The 16,096-nt window shown below is 71.0% G+C and carries 11 protein-coding genes and 2 tRNA genes; 10 read left to right on the plus strand and 3 right to left on the minus strand.

Translation table 11 applies throughout. The annotated features are described in order from the left end of the window. Positions 1–20: 20 nt before the first annotated feature. Complete coding sequence (locus tag ACZ6D7_RS15985) at positions 21–4,544, minus strand: PAS domain-containing protein (protein WP_469490460.1); 4,524 nt, start codon at positions 4,542–4,544, stop codon at positions 21–23. Positions 4,545–5,006: 462 nt separating this feature from the next. Beyond that, positions 5,007–5,510: an SSI family serine proteinase inhibitor gene (locus ACZ6D7_RS15990; protein WP_469490463.1), complete on the minus strand. Its 504-nt coding sequence runs from the start codon at positions 5,508–5,510 to the stop codon at positions 5,007–5,009. Positions 5,511–5,667: 157 nt separating this feature from the next. Between ACZ6D7_RS15990 and ACZ6D7_RS15995 the strand changes: the two genes are divergently transcribed. From ACZ6D7_RS15995 to ACZ6D7_RS16020, 6 genes are all read left to right on the plus strand, one after another. Beyond that, positions 5,668–5,758: transfer RNA gene (locus ACZ6D7_RS15995), tRNA-Ser, on the plus strand. A gap of 208 nt (positions 5,759–5,966) precedes the next feature. Then, a tRNA-Arg gene (locus tag ACZ6D7_RS16000) sits at positions 5,967–6,039 on the plus strand. Between the two features lie 664 nt (positions 6,040–6,703). Further along, positions 6,704–8,188 (plus strand): ice-binding family protein, encoded by a 1,485-nt coding sequence (locus tag ACZ6D7_RS16005; RefSeq protein WP_469490466.1) that lies wholly within the window; start codon positions 6,704–6,706, stop codon positions 8,186–8,188. A 221-nt stretch (positions 8,189–8,409) separates the two neighbouring features. Next, on the plus strand, positions 8,410–9,042 hold the full coding sequence (locus ACZ6D7_RS16010; protein ID WP_469490468.1) for a DUF5819 family protein: 633 nt from the start codon (positions 8,410–8,412) through the stop codon (positions 9,040–9,042). After that, a complete protein-coding gene (locus ACZ6D7_RS16015; RefSeq protein WP_469490471.1) occupies positions 9,032–10,237 on the plus strand; it encodes an HTTM domain-containing protein in 1,206 nt (401 codons plus the stop codon). Before ACZ6D7_RS16010 ends, ACZ6D7_RS16015 begins: the two co-directional genes overlap by 11 nt. Positions 10,238–10,937: 700 nt before the next feature. Further along, positions 10,938–11,426: a hypothetical protein gene (locus ACZ6D7_RS16020; protein ID WP_469490475.1), complete on the plus strand. Its 489-nt coding sequence runs from the start codon at positions 10,938–10,940 to the stop codon at positions 11,424–11,426. 137 nt (positions 11,427–11,563) lie between these two features. On the opposite strand, the gene ACZ6D7_RS16025 is transcribed toward ACZ6D7_RS16020, so the two are convergent. Next, positions 11,564–12,055: a MarR family transcriptional regulator gene (locus tag ACZ6D7_RS16025; RefSeq protein WP_469490480.1), complete on the minus strand. Its 492-nt coding sequence runs from the start codon at positions 12,053–12,055 to the stop codon at positions 11,564–11,566. A 155-nt stretch (positions 12,056–12,210) separates the two neighbouring features. Between ACZ6D7_RS16025 and ACZ6D7_RS16030 the strand changes: the two genes are divergently transcribed. From ACZ6D7_RS16030 to ACZ6D7_RS16045, 4 genes are all read left to right on the plus strand, one after another. Further along, complete coding sequence (locus tag ACZ6D7_RS16030; protein WP_469490483.1) at positions 12,211–12,633, plus strand: HGxxPAAW family protein; 423 nt, start codon at positions 12,211–12,213, stop codon at positions 12,631–12,633. Beyond that, a complete protein-coding gene (locus ACZ6D7_RS16035; protein ID WP_469490485.1) occupies positions 12,554–13,450 on the plus strand; it encodes a DUF2797 domain-containing protein in 897 nt (298 codons plus the stop codon). Before ACZ6D7_RS16030 ends, ACZ6D7_RS16035 begins: the two co-directional genes overlap by 80 nt. Positions 13,451–13,690: 240 nt before the next feature. After that, a complete protein-coding gene (locus ACZ6D7_RS16040; protein ID WP_059202906.1) occupies positions 13,691–14,431 on the plus strand; it encodes a response regulator transcription factor in 741 nt (246 codons plus the stop codon). Beyond that, entirely contained in the window at positions 14,428–16,083 is a 1,656-nt protein-coding gene (locus ACZ6D7_RS16045) for an ATP-binding protein (RefSeq protein ID WP_469490490.1), read from the plus strand. The genes ACZ6D7_RS16040 and ACZ6D7_RS16045 overlap by 4 nt, the downstream gene beginning before the upstream one ends. Positions 16,084–16,096 lie beyond the last annotated feature (13 nt).

Genomic DNA, 16,096 nt, shown 5'->3' on the forward strand with positions numbered 1-16,096 from the left:
CGGTTCAGGTATTACGGGTATCAGTTGACGCCGATCCGGGACAGCAGGTCCACGATCCGGGTCTGCACCTCCGGGCTGGTGGAGCGCTCGGCCAGGAAGAGAACCGTCTCGCCCGACGCCAGCCGGGGCAGGTCCGCCTGGTCGACGGCGGCCGTGTAGACGACCAGCGGGGTGCGGTTGAGCTGGCCGTTCGCCCGCAGCCAGTCCAGGATCCCGGCCTGCCCCCGGTGCACCTGCATCAGGTCCATCACCACCAGGTTCGGCCGCAGCTGCCCTGCGAGCGTCACCGCGTCCGCGTCGCTCGCCGCCCGCGCCACCTGCATCCCGCGCCGCTCCAGCGTCGAGGTCAGCGCCAGCGCGATCTCCGCGTGCTCCTCGATCAGCAGGACCCGCGGCGGGTGCTGCTCACTGTCCCGGGGCGCGAGCGCCTTCAGCAGGACGGCGGGATCGGCGCCGTACGCCGCCTCGCGCGTCGCCTGCCCGAGTCCGGCCGTCACCATCACCGGCACCTCGGCGGCCACCGCCGCCTGGCGCAGCGACTGGAGCGCGGTCCGGGTGATCGGCCCGGTCAGCGGATCCACGAACAGCGCCGCCGGGAACGCGGCGATCTGCGCGTCCACCTCCTCGCGCGAGTGCACGATGACGGGCCGGTAGCCACGGTCGCTGAGCGCCTGCTGGGTGGAGACGTCCGGCGCCGGCCAGACCAGCAGCCGGCGCGGGTTGTCCAGCGGCTCCGGCGGCAGCTCGTCGTCCATCGGCATCGGGCGCGGCGGATCCGCCACCTCGACGGCCCCGCCGGGACCGTCCAGCGGCTCCGGGCCCTCGGCCGCGTTCTCGTCCGGGGCTCCTATGGCGTACGACCGCCCCGCACCCTCGGTGTTGGACCCGCCCGGCACCAGCCGCGCCTGGCCCGCGAGGGACGGCTGCGCGGGCAGGGGAGCCTGCGGCGCCGCGACGGGCTGCTCGGCCGACGGGTGCGGGCGCGCGGTCTGCTCCGGACGCGCCGTCTGTGCCGCCTGTGCCGCCTGTGCCGTCTGCGCCGCCTGCTCCGGGCGGGCGGCCGGGTCCGGCGGTGTCCCCAGCTTGCGGCGCCGCCCGGAACCGCCCGGGGCGGGGGTGCCGGTGGCCTGGGCCTGCGACTGCGCCTGCTGCACCTGCGCGGCCTGCCGGGTGAAGGGAACGCCCTGCCCCAGCGTGCGCACGCTTATGGCACGGCCCTGCGTGGAGTTGGGGTCCATGGGCGCGGCGGCGGGCAGCGGCTGCGCCACCCGCGGTACGGCGACGGCGGCCTCCGGGGGGAGGGGGGTGCCGGTGCTGGGCGTGGAGGTGGGGGGCAGGGGGGCGGTTGTGGGCGGAGTGACCGGGGTGGCCGGGGGGCCCGGAGTGGCCGGGGCGATGGGGGCGGCCGATGCGGCGGCCGGGGTGGCCTCGGCGGGGAGGGGCCGGCCCTGGGGCGGGGCGCCCGCGGGGGTGCCGGGGGGCGGGACGGGGACGGGCTGCGCGAGGGCGGGCTGGGCGAGGCCGGGCTGGGCGAGGGCGGGCTGCACCGGGACCGGCTGTCCGGGGAGGGGCTGGCCGGGGAGGGGCTGGCCCGCCTGGTTCACGCCACCCGGAAGGGCCACGGCCTGGCCGGGAACGGGCTGCTGTCCGGGAATCGGCTGCTGTCCAGGAATCGGCTGCTGGCCGGGAAGGGCAGGCACCGCCACCCCCGCCGGCACCTGTCCGACGGCATCCTGCGCCGGCGCCTGGGCCTGAGCCGGAACGGTCGCCGGGGCGCTCGCGGCACCCGCCGCCTCCGCGGGCGCGGCGACGGCCCGCCGACGGCGGCCGGTCGGCGCGGTGGTGGGGTGCGGCTGCGGCGGGGTGTGGTCGTCGGCCTGGTCGGGCGCGACAGCGTCGTGCCGGCCGTGGTCGATCTGGGCGTCGTCGGACGGTCCCGGCGCGGGCAGCTGACCCGGCGCGACCTGCGGCGGCACCGGCACCGGCACCTGTGCCTGGGCCGGGGCCTGGGCCTGCGCGGGAATCTGAGGCTGGGGCGAGGCCGGCGACTGGGCCGGAGACAGCGCCGGCAGCTGTGCCGGAACGGGGGCACCGGTGTCGGCCGTGCCCGCCGTCGGCCGGTCCGCCTCCGCCGGCGGCAGGGCGAAGACCGCGCGCGGTCCCGCCTCCTGCGCGGCGGCGCGCTCCGACGCGGCGGCCAGCGCACGGCGCCGACGCCCCGTCGGCTGCTGTCCCTCGTCGGCGTCGGTCGGCGCGACGGCGGGCAGGGCGGGCGGCAACGCGTGCTGCTGGGGCTGGGGCTGGGGCTGGGGCTGGGATTGGGCTTGAGCGAGGGCCTGCGGTTGCTCGTCGCCGGAGCGTCGGGCGCGCCGGCCGGCGGGCGGCGCGGGCACACCCTGCGGCGGAACGGTGCCACCGAGCCCCGTACCCGCCGCGGCGGTCCCCGCCGCATGCTCCGCGGCCGTCATGACGGCACCCTCGGCGACCCCGGCACCGGACTCCACGCCGGACTCCATGCCGGAGTTCGCACCGTCCACGCCCGAGTCAGCGCCCTCGGCCGGACGACCGCGCCGGCGCCCGGTGCCCCCGGACGCGCTCTCCTCGGCGACCTCCGGCAGCTCGGCCGGCGACTCGTCCGCGGCCATGCCCCGCCTGCGCCGCCGTCCAGTGGGAACGGTGCCCTCCGCGTCCCCGCCGTCGGCCGGAGCCGCGCTCGGGACCTCGCCGTCCAGGAAGGCGTCGACGGAGGAGCGGCGCGCGCGTCGGCGCCCGGGGCCGGAGCCCTGGTCGGCGCCGGCCTCGCCGTCCTCCACGGGGGCCGGGTGGGCCGGACCCCCCGCGAGGGCCGGCAGCGCGGCGGGCGCCGGAGCCGCGACGGCCCCCGCCCCACCGCCCAGCGGCACCTCCAGCACGAACGCGCTGCCGCTCATGCCCGGCACCTCGTGCGTCTGGAGCACACCGCCGTGCGCCCGCACGATCCCGCGCACGATCGGCTCGTGCACGGGGTCGCCGCCGGCATAGGGCCCGCGCACCTCGATCCGGACGACCTCACCGCGCTGGGCGGCCGCGACGACGACCGTGTTGTCCATGTAACCGCCCGCCGAGACGGGCGCGTTGCCGGTGGCGTCGACGCCCGCGACGTCCGCGACGAGATGCGCGAGCGCGGTGGCGAGGAGCCGGGCGTCGACCTCGGCCTCGATGGGCGGCGCGTGGACGGCGAACTGCACCCGCCCGGGCCCGATCAGCTCGACGGCCCCGTCGACACCCGCCGCCACGACGGCGTCGAGCATCACCTTCGTCCGGGCGATCTCCTCGCCGCCGGTGTCGAGCCGCTGGTAGCCGAGGACGTTGTCGATGAGGGTCGTGATCCGCGAGTACCCGGCGGAGAGGTGGTGCAGCACCTGGTTGGCCTCGGGCCACAGCTGCCCGGCGTCGTCCGCGGCGAGCGCGGCCAGCTCACGGCGCAGCTCGTCGAGGGGTCCGCGCAGGGACGTGGCGAGGAGGGTGAGCAGCTGGTCGTAGCGCCCGGCGAGGGCGTCGTAACGGTCCTTCTCCCGCTCCCCCAGCGCGGCGTAGCGCTCCTCGCCCGCCGCCAGCTCCTCCTCGTGCTGCTCGCTCAGTTCCTCCAGCTCGGTGACGTGCTTCTGGCGCAGCGCCGTGAGGTCGGAGGCGTGCTCCTCGGAGAGCCGCTCCAGCTCCTCGGCATGCCGCTGCTCGACGCTGTCCTTCTCCTCGGCGAGGGTGTCGTACGGCCGCCGGTCGGTGAAGGTCATCACGGCACCGACGAGCTGGTCGCCGTCGCGCACGGGGGCGGTCGTCAGGTCGACGGAGACCTTGTCCCCGCTCTTGGACCACAGCACCTGCCCGCGCACCCGGTGCTTCCGCCCGGAGCGCAGGGTGTCGGCGAGCGGCGACTCGTCGTAAGGGAAGGGCGAGCCGTCGGCGCGGGAGTGCACCACGAGGGTGTGCAACTCCTTGCCGCCGAGATCGCTGGCCCGGTAGCCCAGGATCTGGGCGGCGGCCGGATTGACGAGCACGATCCGCCCGTCGGTGTCGGTCCCGACCACACCCTCGGACGCGGCCCGCAGGATCATCTCGGTCTGCCGCTGCGAACGCGCCAGCTCGGCCTCGGTGTCGACGGTGCCGGAGAGATCGCGCACGACGAGCATCAGCAGCTCGTCGGCGGCGTAGCCGTAGCCGTCGTAGGCCTGCTGGCCGTTCTCCAGGTTCGCGCTGGTGACCTCGACGGGGAACTCGGACCCGTCGGTGCGCCGGGCGACCATCCGCGTCGGCTTGGTCCGGGCCCGCGGATCGATGTGGTCCGGGCGCCGCATGGATCCCGGGATCAGCTTGGAGTCGAACTGCGGCAGCAGATCGAGCAGTCCCCGCCCCACCAGAGCCGTGCCCGGCGTCTCGAAGGCCTCCAGCGCGATGGTGTTCGCGTTGACGACGGTCCCGTTGGCGTTGACCAGCAACAACGCGTCGGGAAGCGCGTCGAGTATGGCTGCGAGGCGAGCAGCGCCTCGGGATGGCCTGCTGCTCACGAGTCGCTTCCTCCCTGTTACCGCAACGTGCCGACCGCTCGGGCCATATTGCCAACCGGCCCGCAGCGTGTCACGCGAGGGAGTCTAAGGGCTGGGTTCCGGTCCCCGGCGCCGGATGAGAGGCAGCTCGCACAACGAAGTGACACAGAACGTGTGACCGTACGCATGACCTTCACGCATGACCTTCGCGGGACATTTACGGGACGGATGTTTCCGCCGTGCGGTACCTGTGCGCGGGGCGCCGAGGCGCGGGGGAACGGAATCCGGTCGACCGCCCTTGGTGGGGAAGGGGCAGGAGGGGAGCGGGAGGAGGGCGGGAGGGGGCGGAACGGTGGAGGCAGGTGGAGGCACGTGGAGGCTCTGGGAAGGGTGATCGGCGGGGGCCTGGGACCCGCGGGGTTCGGCGGGCTCGGTGGGCTCGGTGGGGCCTGGGACTGCTGCGCGCGCTGGGATCGGTGGGAGTCAGGACCGCTGAGCCGGGCGAAGGTCGGGCAGCAGGGGCACGAACCGGTTCCAGCGCTCGATCTCGCACCCGTTGCTGCGGTCGAACGTCGCGTCGACGGGTCGCCCGGCCCAGCGCCCGGTGACGTGGGCGGTGGCCGGCCCGCCGTACTGCATGGTGCAGACGCCCCCGGCGGGCACGGGCGCGAAGGTGTCCCGCCCCCAGCGCGTGTTCCGGTCCACCGTGCGGCAGGCGCCGGAGGTGTCCGGGTGGCTGCCGTGGCCCCGGCCGCGGCCCGGATCGCAGTACACCTCGAACGTCCCGTCGGCCCGGCCACCCGCGCGCCGGACGGTGACGGTGAGGTGATCGCCGCGGACCCGGTCCTCGTCCCGGACGGGCGGGGGCGCGGCGTACGCGGTGCCGGAACCGACGCCCGAGGGGGCGACCGGACCGGCGCACACGAGGGTGGCGGTGGCGGCGGAGACGGTGAGCAGGAGCCGGTGCAGCGGGGTGACCTGGAGCATGCCCTGACCAACGCGGGACCGCCGACGACGTTGCGCCCGGGCAAGTCCTTTGCCCTGCGACCCGCCTGCCTAGTACCGTGGACGTCGATTGGTGACACCACGCTCGACTGTGTCATCATCTGCACGCACCACTCGCACACACGCGAGGGGTTGTGCTGGAGGCGTCGCCTAGTCCGGTCTATGGCGCCGCACTGCTAATGCGGTTTGGGCCTTCAAGCCCATCGAGGGTTCAAATCCCTCCGCCTCCGCGCGATACACCGAAGCCCCGGTCCCACGGACCGGGGCTTCGCTCGTTCCGGCCATGATCCACCAGCACCCCTCAGAGGCCGTTTCCGCAGCTCACAAGGGGTGCGGCAAACGGATTTCACATGTCGGCGGCAGTCATGTAATGTTCTTCCTGTCGCCGCGAGCGGGCCGGAAGGGCCGGGAGCGAAGACAAGAAAAACCGAATAACACGCACTCGTAGCTTAACGGATAGAGCATCTGACTACGGATCAGAAGGTTGCAGGTTCGAATCCTGCCGAGTGCACACAGGTGAGAGGCCCCGGAGAGATCCGGGGCCTCTTGCGTTGTGGGGGGTGTACGGCGGCGAAGTACAGCAACAGTTGACGTCAGCCGGAGAGGGAGCCGTGCTCGAGAACGTCGAGCCACTCGACTTGATCCCCCTTGACGACGGCTACGACGCCGAGGCCGATGCCGTCTTCGCCGGCGACTGGCCATCGCCTCGGTCGGACGCGGCGCTCAACGTCGGCACCGCTGGGCGTGTTCACCGGCTCCGTGCTTCGCCTGGCCGGTGGTCCGTCGGGGGATGAAAGTCCCAAGGGGTGGTCGAGTCGGAGGATTCAGTCCGGATCGCACTCGCATCTTTGGGAATTCGATTACGGTTCCGGCCCGCGGTCGGAATCGCGCTGACTTGGGACGCGATCTCTGAAAGTCCGTGGTTATTAATCGATAATACGCAGTGGGTCGACTCTTGGTGAAGCGGTGACGACCTGCGGCTTCCGGCCATGCGGTTGTGCGAGGTGAGCCGGCGCGTTACGCCCATAGCTTTATGTGATATTCCGATTCGGGTCTGACCATGTCTGTCGGAAGTCCACCCAAATGGATCGCGCATTGACGTTCTCTGTGGTTCTTCGCCAGTTAATCTGAATCCAACCTCGTTCCGAGCATTGCCGAGCAGGCCATTGGTGCCCATGGTGCTTGTCAGCGAGAAGAGGTTCCGGCTCGCGGCAACTCGACAAGGACAGCAAAAACATTCACTGTCTTTCCCCAGAGGAGTAGTCCCCTCGATGACACAGAACATCTCCGGTGCGCATCAATGGCGCGCAATGCCCGCCTGGGTCACGGCGGCCGTCACGGCGTTGGTGGCTGCTACCGCAGTGGTAATGGTGCCGACACAGGCAAATGCCATTACCACGCCCGTTCCTCTCGGTGCTGCCACCAGCTTCGCGGTGCTGGGCGGCGAGGCGGTGACCAATACCGGTTCCTCCCTGCTCAGCGGAGACGTCGGGGTGTCACCGGGCACTTCGATCACTGGATTCTGTGACCCGCCGGCGCCGGCGACCCCCGCACCTCCGCCGTGTGCCAATGTGATCAACGGAACCATCCACATCACGGACGGGCCGGCCAACGCTGCCCATGCCTCACTGCAGAACGCGTACAGCGTCGCCGAGGCCCGGGGCCCCGTCGACGGGACCCTCGCCTCGGAGCTCAGTGGCGCAGGCGGCCCGACGGGGCTGGGCCCGGGCCTGTACGACTTCGTCCCTGGTGTGGTCACGAACTCGGGTGTTCTCACGCTGAACGGCGGCCCCGACGCCGTCTGGGTGTTCCAGGTCCCCTCCTCACTGACGCTGGCGTCCGGCAGCCGCATGGAGTTCACCGGCGGCGCGACGGCATGCAATGTCTTCTGGCAGATCGGAAGTCCGAGCAGCGGGGGCTCCGCCAGTTTCGGCAGCGACTCCTTCTCCGTGGGCACCTACCTGGCCCACACCTCGATCACGATGGAGAACAGGGCGGCGGTCGAGGGTCGCGTGCTGGCCGGTGCTGTCGCCGAGTCCGGGATCGTGTCGCTGATCAACAACACGATCACCCGGCCGACGTGCGGAGCCGCCAGTAGCGGTGGAACGACGACGACGGGTACCACCACCGGCGCGTCGGCGGGAACCACCACCACCGGCTCGACCACGAGCGGCGGTCTCGTCACGGGTGGCCTCCTGGGCGGAATCCTCGTCGGGACCGGCGGCACCCAGGGCAACGTCGCCGGCAACACGTCCGGTAACACCGCGGGCAACACCGCCGGGAACACCGGTAACACGGTGGGCAACACCGCCGGGAACGGCGCCGGCGGGAACGATCACGCGCCGGGCGGACCGGGCCACGACGACAAACCGGGCAGGCCGGGCCACGGCGGCAAGCTGGACCTCGGGTCCTACTTCCAGCCCGTCAAGCCCGACCACGACAGGCCTCACCACGACAGGCATGACCACGGCAAGCCCGACCACGGTAAGCCTGACCACGACAGGTATGACCACCACGGCAAGCCCGACCACGGCAACCCCGACCACGGCAACCCCGACCACGACAAGCCCGACCACGGCAAGCAGCCCGACGAGAACTACGGCTACGGCGACGTGCCCAAGGGCTACGCGGACGACGACTCCCAGAGCCACCAGGGCTGAGGCAGCCCACTGCGGCCAGTCCGCTCACCGGATGACGGCGCGCGGCGGAATTCTCATCGAATCCGCCGCGCGCCGTCGGCGGCAGTCAGCGGAAAACGTCAGACGCGAGCAGCTGATATGAGAAAGACAGGTAGGCGGTGTTGAGCGGAATCGACTCAGCGGATGTGGCGGAGCTCCAACACTCCGACTCCGGTCCGGCCACGCAGGAATGTCCTGACGCCATGGCCCAGCCCCTCAAGCTGCCGAGAGGTGTCCGTGCATTCAAAGCCGGGCTGTGTGCCGCCGTGGTCCTGTGCCTGGCGGCGAGTGTCGTCCACGTGGTTCTGGTGTTCTTTCATGTGGCACCGGCCAACGCCGTTTCCAAGCGATACGGCCCGCAGATCAATGCATGGGTTTTCCCTTTCTTCGAACAGAATTGGCGGCTCTTCGCCCCGGACCCCGAATCCGTCAACCGGCAGATTCTGGCAAGAACCGCGCACACCGGCTCTGACGGATCGGTTCAGGTGAGTCCCTGGTTCGACCTGACCGCCGTGGACAGTTCCGCCGTCGAGCACCATGTGTTCCCGAGCCACACGGCTCAGAACATGCTGCGCCGGGCCTGGGCCAGCTACGTCGACTCGCACGGAGGAAACGACCAGGCACGAACGGAACGCGCCCTGATGATGCAGACGTACCTGACCAACATCGCCGCGGACCGCGTCGCCGCCCACAAGGGCGGCCCTTTCGACTTCGTTCAGCTCCGTGTCGTCACACTGTCCGTCGCCGAGCCCGGCACCCGCGTCGGCAGTCGCCCGCCGACGCCGGTCGAGAATCGGCTTCTGCCCTGGTGGAAGGTGACCCGCCATGGAAAATGAGGCGCAGAAGACCGCGCTCTCCGGCGCCGAGCGGTGGCTCGGCGGCCGGATCACCTCCCTGTGGGCCCTCCTGACCGGCCGACCGGTGTCCCTGTACGCCGCGTCGGTGCTGCGTATCGGCTACGGGCTGCTCTACCTGATCTTTCTGCTGCGTGAGTTCCCGCACCGCGACGAGATCTGGGGTCCCGGCTCTCCGTGGACGCCCGCCTTGGCGCACCAGCTCTTCGAACAGACGGGCTGGTTCAGCGTCCTGGCGCTGTCCGACAGCCGTGCCTACTTCGAGCTCTGCTACGGACTGGCCCTCGTCACGTCCGCGCTGTTCATGCTGGGCTGGCGGACCCGCGTCATGTCCGTCCTCTTCGCCGTCGCGGTGACCTCGTTCCACAGCCGGGCGATCTTCATGACGGACGGAGGCGACAATCTGATCCTGCTGATGTCCCTCTACCTCGCCCTCACCGCCTGCGGCCGGCGCTGGTCCCTGGACGCGCGCAGAGACCGGCTGAAGAGGGTGCGCGCGGGCGACGCGACGGAGCCGTCGCGGAGCCTCTTCGCGGGGCAACTCCGCGATGCCCGGACCACCTTGGTCACGGTGGTGCACAACTGCGGCATGTTCGTCATCGCGGCACAGGTCTGTTTTCTCTACGGATCAGCCGGCCTGTACAAGGTCCAGGGTGCTTCCTGGGGCAGCGGTACCGCTCTCCACTACGTCCTGAACCTCGAACTCTTCCGGCCCTGGCCCGTGCTCTCCCACTTCGTGGACGAGCACACGCTCGTGGTCGCGATCGCCGGCTACGTGACCGTGCTCTTGCAGGTGGCCTTCCCGTTCGTGCTCTTCGGCAGGCTCAAGTACCCCGTGCTCGCCATGCTGCTGGGCATGCACATCGGCATCGCGGTGCTCATGGGGCTGCCGCTGTTCTCCGGCGCGATGATCGTTGCGGACGCCGTGTTCCTTCCCGACCGCTTCTACACCTTCCTGCCCCACCTCTGTCGACGCGCGGTGCGGCGGACAGGCGACCAGCGGCCGGCACCCGGACGAGCGGCGGGATCCGGAACGGTACCTGCGCAAGGCGGGCCCGGCGTACTCGGCTCGAAGCATCGGGGCGTGCTCCCCGCAGGGCGACTCCCCGCAGGGCGAAAAGACACCACGCTTGCCACCGAGCCCCCGTCTGCCCAAGTCCCCCCGAAGACCAGCTGAGTCGGAAACCGAACCAGATTTGACGGCAACCGCCTTCGGGAGCGAATCGGACGGCTACCGGGACGCCGCCCGTCTCTCACAGGACTTCCCGGGCCGCCGTCTCTTCGCGATGGCCGTCCGTGGGTCCGAACGGATGAAGGTGGTGTGTCGGTTCTACGGCCGGAGATGCCGTATTTCATCGGCGCGGACAGCGCTCGGGCGCAGGACGAGATCCTCTCAGGGATCCTGTCGCCGCTGGTGTGCGGGAACGTGGAGAACGCACACGTAGAAGGCGATCACAATCAGGTGAGAGGCAGAGAGGCATCACACGTGACCGGCGCCCGGAAGCCGGCCGGTGATCTCAGGCAGGACAATTGATCTGACCGGGCCTTGGGTAAACCTCTGACCCGCCCGGTCGGGTCGATCGACCGACTTCTGTCCGTCTCGGCCTCGTTTCATTCCTTGCTGCCCAGAATCGTGTGCGGCGGCACTTGGTACGCATTTGAACATGCCATGGGCGTATGAGTGAAGCTGCGTGTCCGCCCGTAGTTGGTCGTGTTGCCCGGGTTAAGAATGCTCTCGCCAGGTCACGACCCCCGTCTCTCCAAGGAACACGACCCCCGTCTCTCCAAGGAACACGACCCCCGTCTCTCCAAGGAACACGACCCCCATCTCTCCAAAGAACACGACCCCGTCTCTCCAAAGAAAAGGAGCGCCTGGAATGGAAACGAAGCGCAAGATTGCCGCGGTGCTGTCCGCCACAGCCATCATGGCCTTCATCGGCGCCGGCGGCGCGGCAGCGCAGCCGCAGCCCGAGCCCAAAACGACGACGAAGCTCGGCGACAACCATTCGAAGCCCAAGCCAGACAAGGGCTGTACCGACATCGACTCCGCAGGCAATGAGGGCTCGGTAGGCAACACCAACCAGCTGGGCAAGAAGTACGTCTCCGTGGTGTGCGGCGGCAAGGTGTACGTCCTGTCGGTCGACGAGTCGGTCACGCCCGCTGCCCCCGTTGGCGGCTGGCAGTTCGTGGGAGGCCCCACTGACGTTCTCGAGGCCACGCTGGCGTCCAACATCGACGACGTCGACGGCGGCCCGCTCCTCATCACCGTGCTGACCAAGAAGGGCAAGGTGTGGGAGGGCACGTGCGCCAGCACTCTGCCGCTCGGGCCGTGCACGTTCCGCAAGCTGCCCTCGCCGCCCAAGTAGTCCGAGGCGAAGAACGGCTCGTTCCTCGTCGCAGGGCTCGGCGTGCGTAGTTCGTCCCCGGCCGCGCCGTTGCCCTCTTTTTCGTCAGACCCCGGTGCGATCATCCCGCGCCGGGGTCTGCCGTTTCGCCCTGGCGGTCAGGTCTCGGTGCCGTCCTGGAGGCGGAGTTCGCGGCGGTAGGTGTGGGCCAGGGTCGTGGCGCGGGTGAACCAGTCGGTGAGGACGGCGATCTCGTCGGGGGTGTAGTCGGCGAAGAGGGCGTTGAGGCGGTCGTAGTACGGCTGGTAGAGGGCGTAGGCGCGGGCCACGGCGGCGGGTTCGGCGGCCACGCGGACGCGGCGGCGGTCCTTCGGGTCGGGGCGGCGGGTGACGTAGCCGGCACGTTCCAGGCGGTTGAGGATGCCGGTCACCGCGCCGGTGGTGACCTGGACGCGGGTGGCCAGTTCGCCGGCGGTGAGCAGGTTCTCGCCGGCCTGGAGGACGTAGGCGAAGCAGGTCAGGTCGGTGACGTTCAGGCCGAGGCGCTGGGCCATCTCCTGCTGGCCGACCATGCTGGCCGCGATGAGGTCGTCCATCGCCGACAGCGCTTCTGCGGGGGTGGCGGCGGGGCGGGGCGGCTGGGGTGTCATCGCGGGGGCTGCTCCTGTGCGGCGGCTTGCGGGTGGCGGCTTGCCGTGGGTGGCCGGCGGGCCGGCGGTTCTTTCGTGCTGGTCCCTTGTTATCTGCTTTCGTGTTCTCTTACCTTGTAAGAAGGTTGTTGACTTCTTAGATCGTGAGGTAACTCGTGGCGCATCTGTATGACGAGGGGCACACCGTCGCGGGCTGGACCGGCGTCGCCATCGCCACCGTGGGGACGACCGTGGCGGGCCTCGGCGTGTGTGCCGTGTCCGGTCCACTCGTGGCCGGGGGGCTCGTGATCGTCGGTCTGAGCGCGCTGGTCACGTGGGGGCTGCATCTGGCGGGATGGGGCAAGCCGCCCGGGGTGCGGCCCCGGGCCGAGTGGGGGATGCGGGTCCGGGACACGGGAGCCCGCGGCGGTCATCCGGGGTGCCTCGGGTGCCGGCTCGCAGGGCGCGGAACCGCCGGTCGGACCGTGTTGTCAGTGCCAGGGCCTACCGTTGCGGGTGATGGCACAGGCATGGAAGTGCACGGGGCTGCGGTGGTCGGCGGAGGGGCCCGTGCTGACGTGGGACCGGGGGCGTCGTAGCCCGCTGTCCTGGGGGAGACGGGTGGCCTTCGGGGTCGTCGAAGGGGGTGCGCGGGAGTGTGCTGGGGCTCGGGGGCACGCGTGCCCGGTGCGCGCGGCGGTGTCGGCGCGCAGTACGGGCGGCCGGTGCGAGGAGTGCGCGCGGCTGGACCGGGCGCACTCCGTCGCCGCGGACGGCAACGCGGACGATCCCCGGCCCTACCGCGTGTACCTGGCGTGGTTCGGGCCGGGGCTGGTCAAGGTGGGGATCACGGCCGTCGGGCGGGGGCCCGCGCGGCTGCTGGAGCAAGGTGCGGTCTGCTTCAGCTGGCTCGGCACCGGGCCGCTGATGGCCGCGCGGCGGAGCGAGGAGCTGCTGCGGGCCGCCCTGCGGGTACCGGACCGGATTCCGTACGGCGAGAAGCGCGCGGTACGGGCCGCCCTGCCGGCCGGGGAGGAGGAAAGGTGCGCTGAGATACGGGAGGTGCACGCGCGGGCGGTGGAACTCGACGGGTGGCCCGAGTCGTTGGCCCGCGCGCCGTTCCAAGCCGTTGACCATGTACGGGCGTTCGGGCTCGACACCGCGCCCGCCGCCCGGGGTGAGGTGACCGAGCTGGTCGCCGGTGGTGCGGTGGACGGCGAGCTGGTGGCGGCCGCCGGGCCGGACCTGCATCTGGCGACCGGGAGCGGGGTGGTCGTCCTGGACACGCGGCTGATGGGGGGATGGGAGCTGGTGCCGGCCGACGGTTGTGGTGGTGAAGTCGCCTTTCCGGTGAAGGAGTTCAAGTCGGTCAAGGAGTCCGAGGGGGTCGCGCATCTTCAGGACGGGCTGTTCTGAAGGGCCCGCTGACCGCCCAGGCGGGACACAGCCACGAGGGTGAGGGAGCGGGTGCCGGGGAGGCCGGCGGGAGCGGTTCTCCGGAGGGACGCCGAGGGGTCTTCCCGGGCAAACCACCTCGCGAGATCAACGTGGAGTGAGGGCTTCCCAGGCGTTCCCTGAGAGGCGCCTGTGTATTTCTCAGGGAAATCACAGACTGGTGAAAGCGTGCTCTCAGAGGACCTCGACAGGGTGTCTCCCATGACCACGACCTCGCCCCAGGGGCGCACCGAACTGCTGAGGCCGGACGGGAGCCCCGTCCGAGTGCTTGTGGTGGACGACGAGTTGTCGATCACCGAACTGCTGTCCATGGCCCTGCGCTACGAGGGATGGCAGATCCGGAGTGCCGGGGACGGAACGGGTGCCATTCAGACCGCGCGGGAGTTCCGGCCCGACGCCGTCGTCCTCGACATGATGCTGCCCGACATGGACGGGCTGACCGTCCTGGGGCGGCTGCGGCGTGAGCTGCCGGACGTTCCGGTGCTGTTCCTGACCGCCAAGGACGCCGTCGAGGACCGTATCGCCGGTCTCACCGCCGGCGGCGACGACTACGTCACCAAGCCGTTCAGCCTCGAAGAGGTCGTGGCCCGGCTGCGGGGGCTCATCCGGCGCTCCGGTGCCGCCGACCGGCGCTCCGACTCCGTGCTCGTCGTCGGTGACCTCACCCTCGACGAGGACAGCCACGAGGTCTCGCGGGCCGGGGACAACATCCACCTCACCGCCACCGAGTTCGAGCTGCTGCGCTTCCTGATGCGCAACCCGCGGCGCGTGCTCAGCAAGGCGCAGATCCTCGACCGCGTGTGGTCGTACGACTTCGGCGGCCAGGCCAACGTTGTCGAGCTGTACATCTCCTACCTGCGCCGCAAGATAGACGCCGGCCGCGAGCCGATGATCCACACCCGGCGCGGCGCCGGTTACCTGATCAAGCCCGCGGCCTCATGAGCGGGCGACGACGGCCGCGTCCGCAGAAGAGACGAGCGGGAAAGCCGCGCACCCTGCGGGCCAGGCTCGTCGTCGCGTCCGTGGTGCTGATCGCCGTCGTGTGTGCCGTGATCGGCACCGTGACGACGCTCGCGCTGCGGTCCCATCTCTACGACCAGCTGGACGGCAAGCTCAAGGACGTGTCGAGTCGCGCGGCCGGTATGGGCGCGCCGCCGGACGGCATCAAGGAGGGCCAGCCCGGGCAGGCCCCCACCGGGACCACCGGGACCACCGGCGCCACCGGCGCCACCGGCGCCACCGACACCGTCAACTTGAAGGAGTTCGTCACCCGCGGCCCCCAGCCGCAGGGCACGGTGATCGCGAAGGTCGAGAACGGAAGCATCACCAGCGCCAAGGTCGGCAAGAAGGACACCAGCAGCACCGACGTCAACCCCATGGTGGACAAGGACCTCAGCGAGGCCCAGGAGACCGCCCTCGGCACGGTCACCCAGGACGGCGACCCGCACACCGTCGAGATTCCCGGACTGGGCGACTACCGCGTGCGGTACGTCTCCGGTGACAAGGGCTCCTACTACGTGGCCATCCCGACCGAGGACACCGACGGCACCATCACCACCCTCATCGTCGTCGAACTCAGCGTCACCGCCGCCGGACTCGTGGCCGCCGCCATCGCCGGTTATGTCATGGTCGGCGTCGCCACCCGCCCCCTCCGCAAGGTCGCCGCCACCGCCACCCGCGTCTCCGAGCTCCCCCTGCACACCGGCGAGGTCAACCTCAGCGAGCGGGTGCCCGAGTCGGAGACCGATCCGCACACCGAGGTCGGGCAGGTCGGCGCCGCGCTCAACCGGATGCTGAACCACGTCCACGGCGCCCTGCACGCCCGCCAGGAGAGCGAGACGCGGGTGCGGCAGTTCGTCGCGGACGCCAGCCACGAGCTGCGGACCCCGCTCGCCTCCATCCGCGGGTACGCCGAGCTGACCCGGCGCGGCCGGGAGGAGGTCGGGCCCGACACCCGGCACGCGCTCGGCCGTATCGAGTCCGAGGCCGGCCGGATGACCCTGCTCGTCGAGGACCTGCTGCTGCTCGCCCGGCTCGACGCGGGCCGCCCGCTCCGGTTCGAGCAGACCGACCTCGTCCCGCTGGTCATCGACACCATCAGCGACGCCCGCGCCGCCGGACGCGAACACGTCTGGCGCCTCGAACTTCCCGACGAGCCCGCACTCGTGTCCGCCGACTCGGCGCGGCTGCAACAGGTGGTCGTCAACCTGCTGGCCAACGCCCGTACGCACACCCCGCCCGGTACGACCGTCACCGCGCGCGTGCAGCGGCGCGGGCCGTGGCTGTGCGTGGACGTCCAGGACAACGGCCAGGGCATCCCGCCGGACCTGCTCCCGCACGTCTTCGAACGCTTCGCCCGCGGTGACTCCTCGCGCTCCCGCGCCTCCGGCTCGACCGGGCTGGGCCTCGCCATCGTGCAGGCCGTCGCGACCGCGCACGGCGGTGCCGTGACCGTCGACAGCGTGCCCGGTCACACCGTGTTCACCGTGCACCTGCCGGTGCTCGCCGTGCCCCAGCCGGCCCCCGAAACGAACTGGCAACTGGACTCACAGGTCGAGCACAGTGCCACCACATGGGTGCAACAGGGCGCTTGAGGAAAGTCGTTGT

This window comes from Streptomyces sp. NPDC041784 (assembly GCF_055591025.1).

Excerpts from the sequence above, each read along its gene's own strand:
- ACZ6D7_RS16040 (WP_059202906.1), top strand. The coding sequence starts at position 13,691 with ATGACCACGACCTCGCCCCAGGGGCGCACCGAACTGCTGAGGCCGGAC.
- ACZ6D7_RS16035 (WP_469490485.1), top strand. The coding sequence starts at position 12,554 with ATGGCACAGGCATGGAAGTGCACGGGGCTGCGGTGGTCGGCGGAGGGG.
- ACZ6D7_RS16020 (WP_469490475.1), top strand. The coding sequence starts at position 10,938 with ATGGAAACGAAGCGCAAGATTGCCGCGGTGCTGTCCGCCACAGCCATC.
- ACZ6D7_RS16010 (WP_469490468.1), top strand. The coding sequence starts at position 8,410 with ATGGCCCAGCCCCTCAAGCTGCCGAGAGGTGTCCGTGCATTCAAAGCC.
- ACZ6D7_RS16005 (WP_469490466.1), top strand. The coding sequence starts at position 6,704 with ATGGTGCTTGTCAGCGAGAAGAGGTTCCGGCTCGCGGCAACTCGACAA.
- ACZ6D7_RS16045 (WP_469490490.1), top strand. The coding sequence starts at position 14,428 with ATGAGCGGGCGACGACGGCCGCGTCCGCAGAAGAGACGAGCGGGAAAG.
- ACZ6D7_RS16015 (WP_469490471.1), top strand. The coding sequence starts at position 9,032 with ATGGAAAATGAGGCGCAGAAGACCGCGCTCTCCGGCGCCGAGCGGTGG.
- ACZ6D7_RS15990 (WP_469490463.1), bottom strand. The coding sequence starts at position 5,510 with ATGCTCCAGGTCACCCCGCTGCACCGGCTCCTGCTCACCGTCTCCGCC.
- ACZ6D7_RS16025 (WP_469490480.1), bottom strand. The coding sequence starts at position 12,055 with ATGACACCCCAGCCGCCCCGCCCCGCCGCCACCCCCGCAGAAGCGCTG.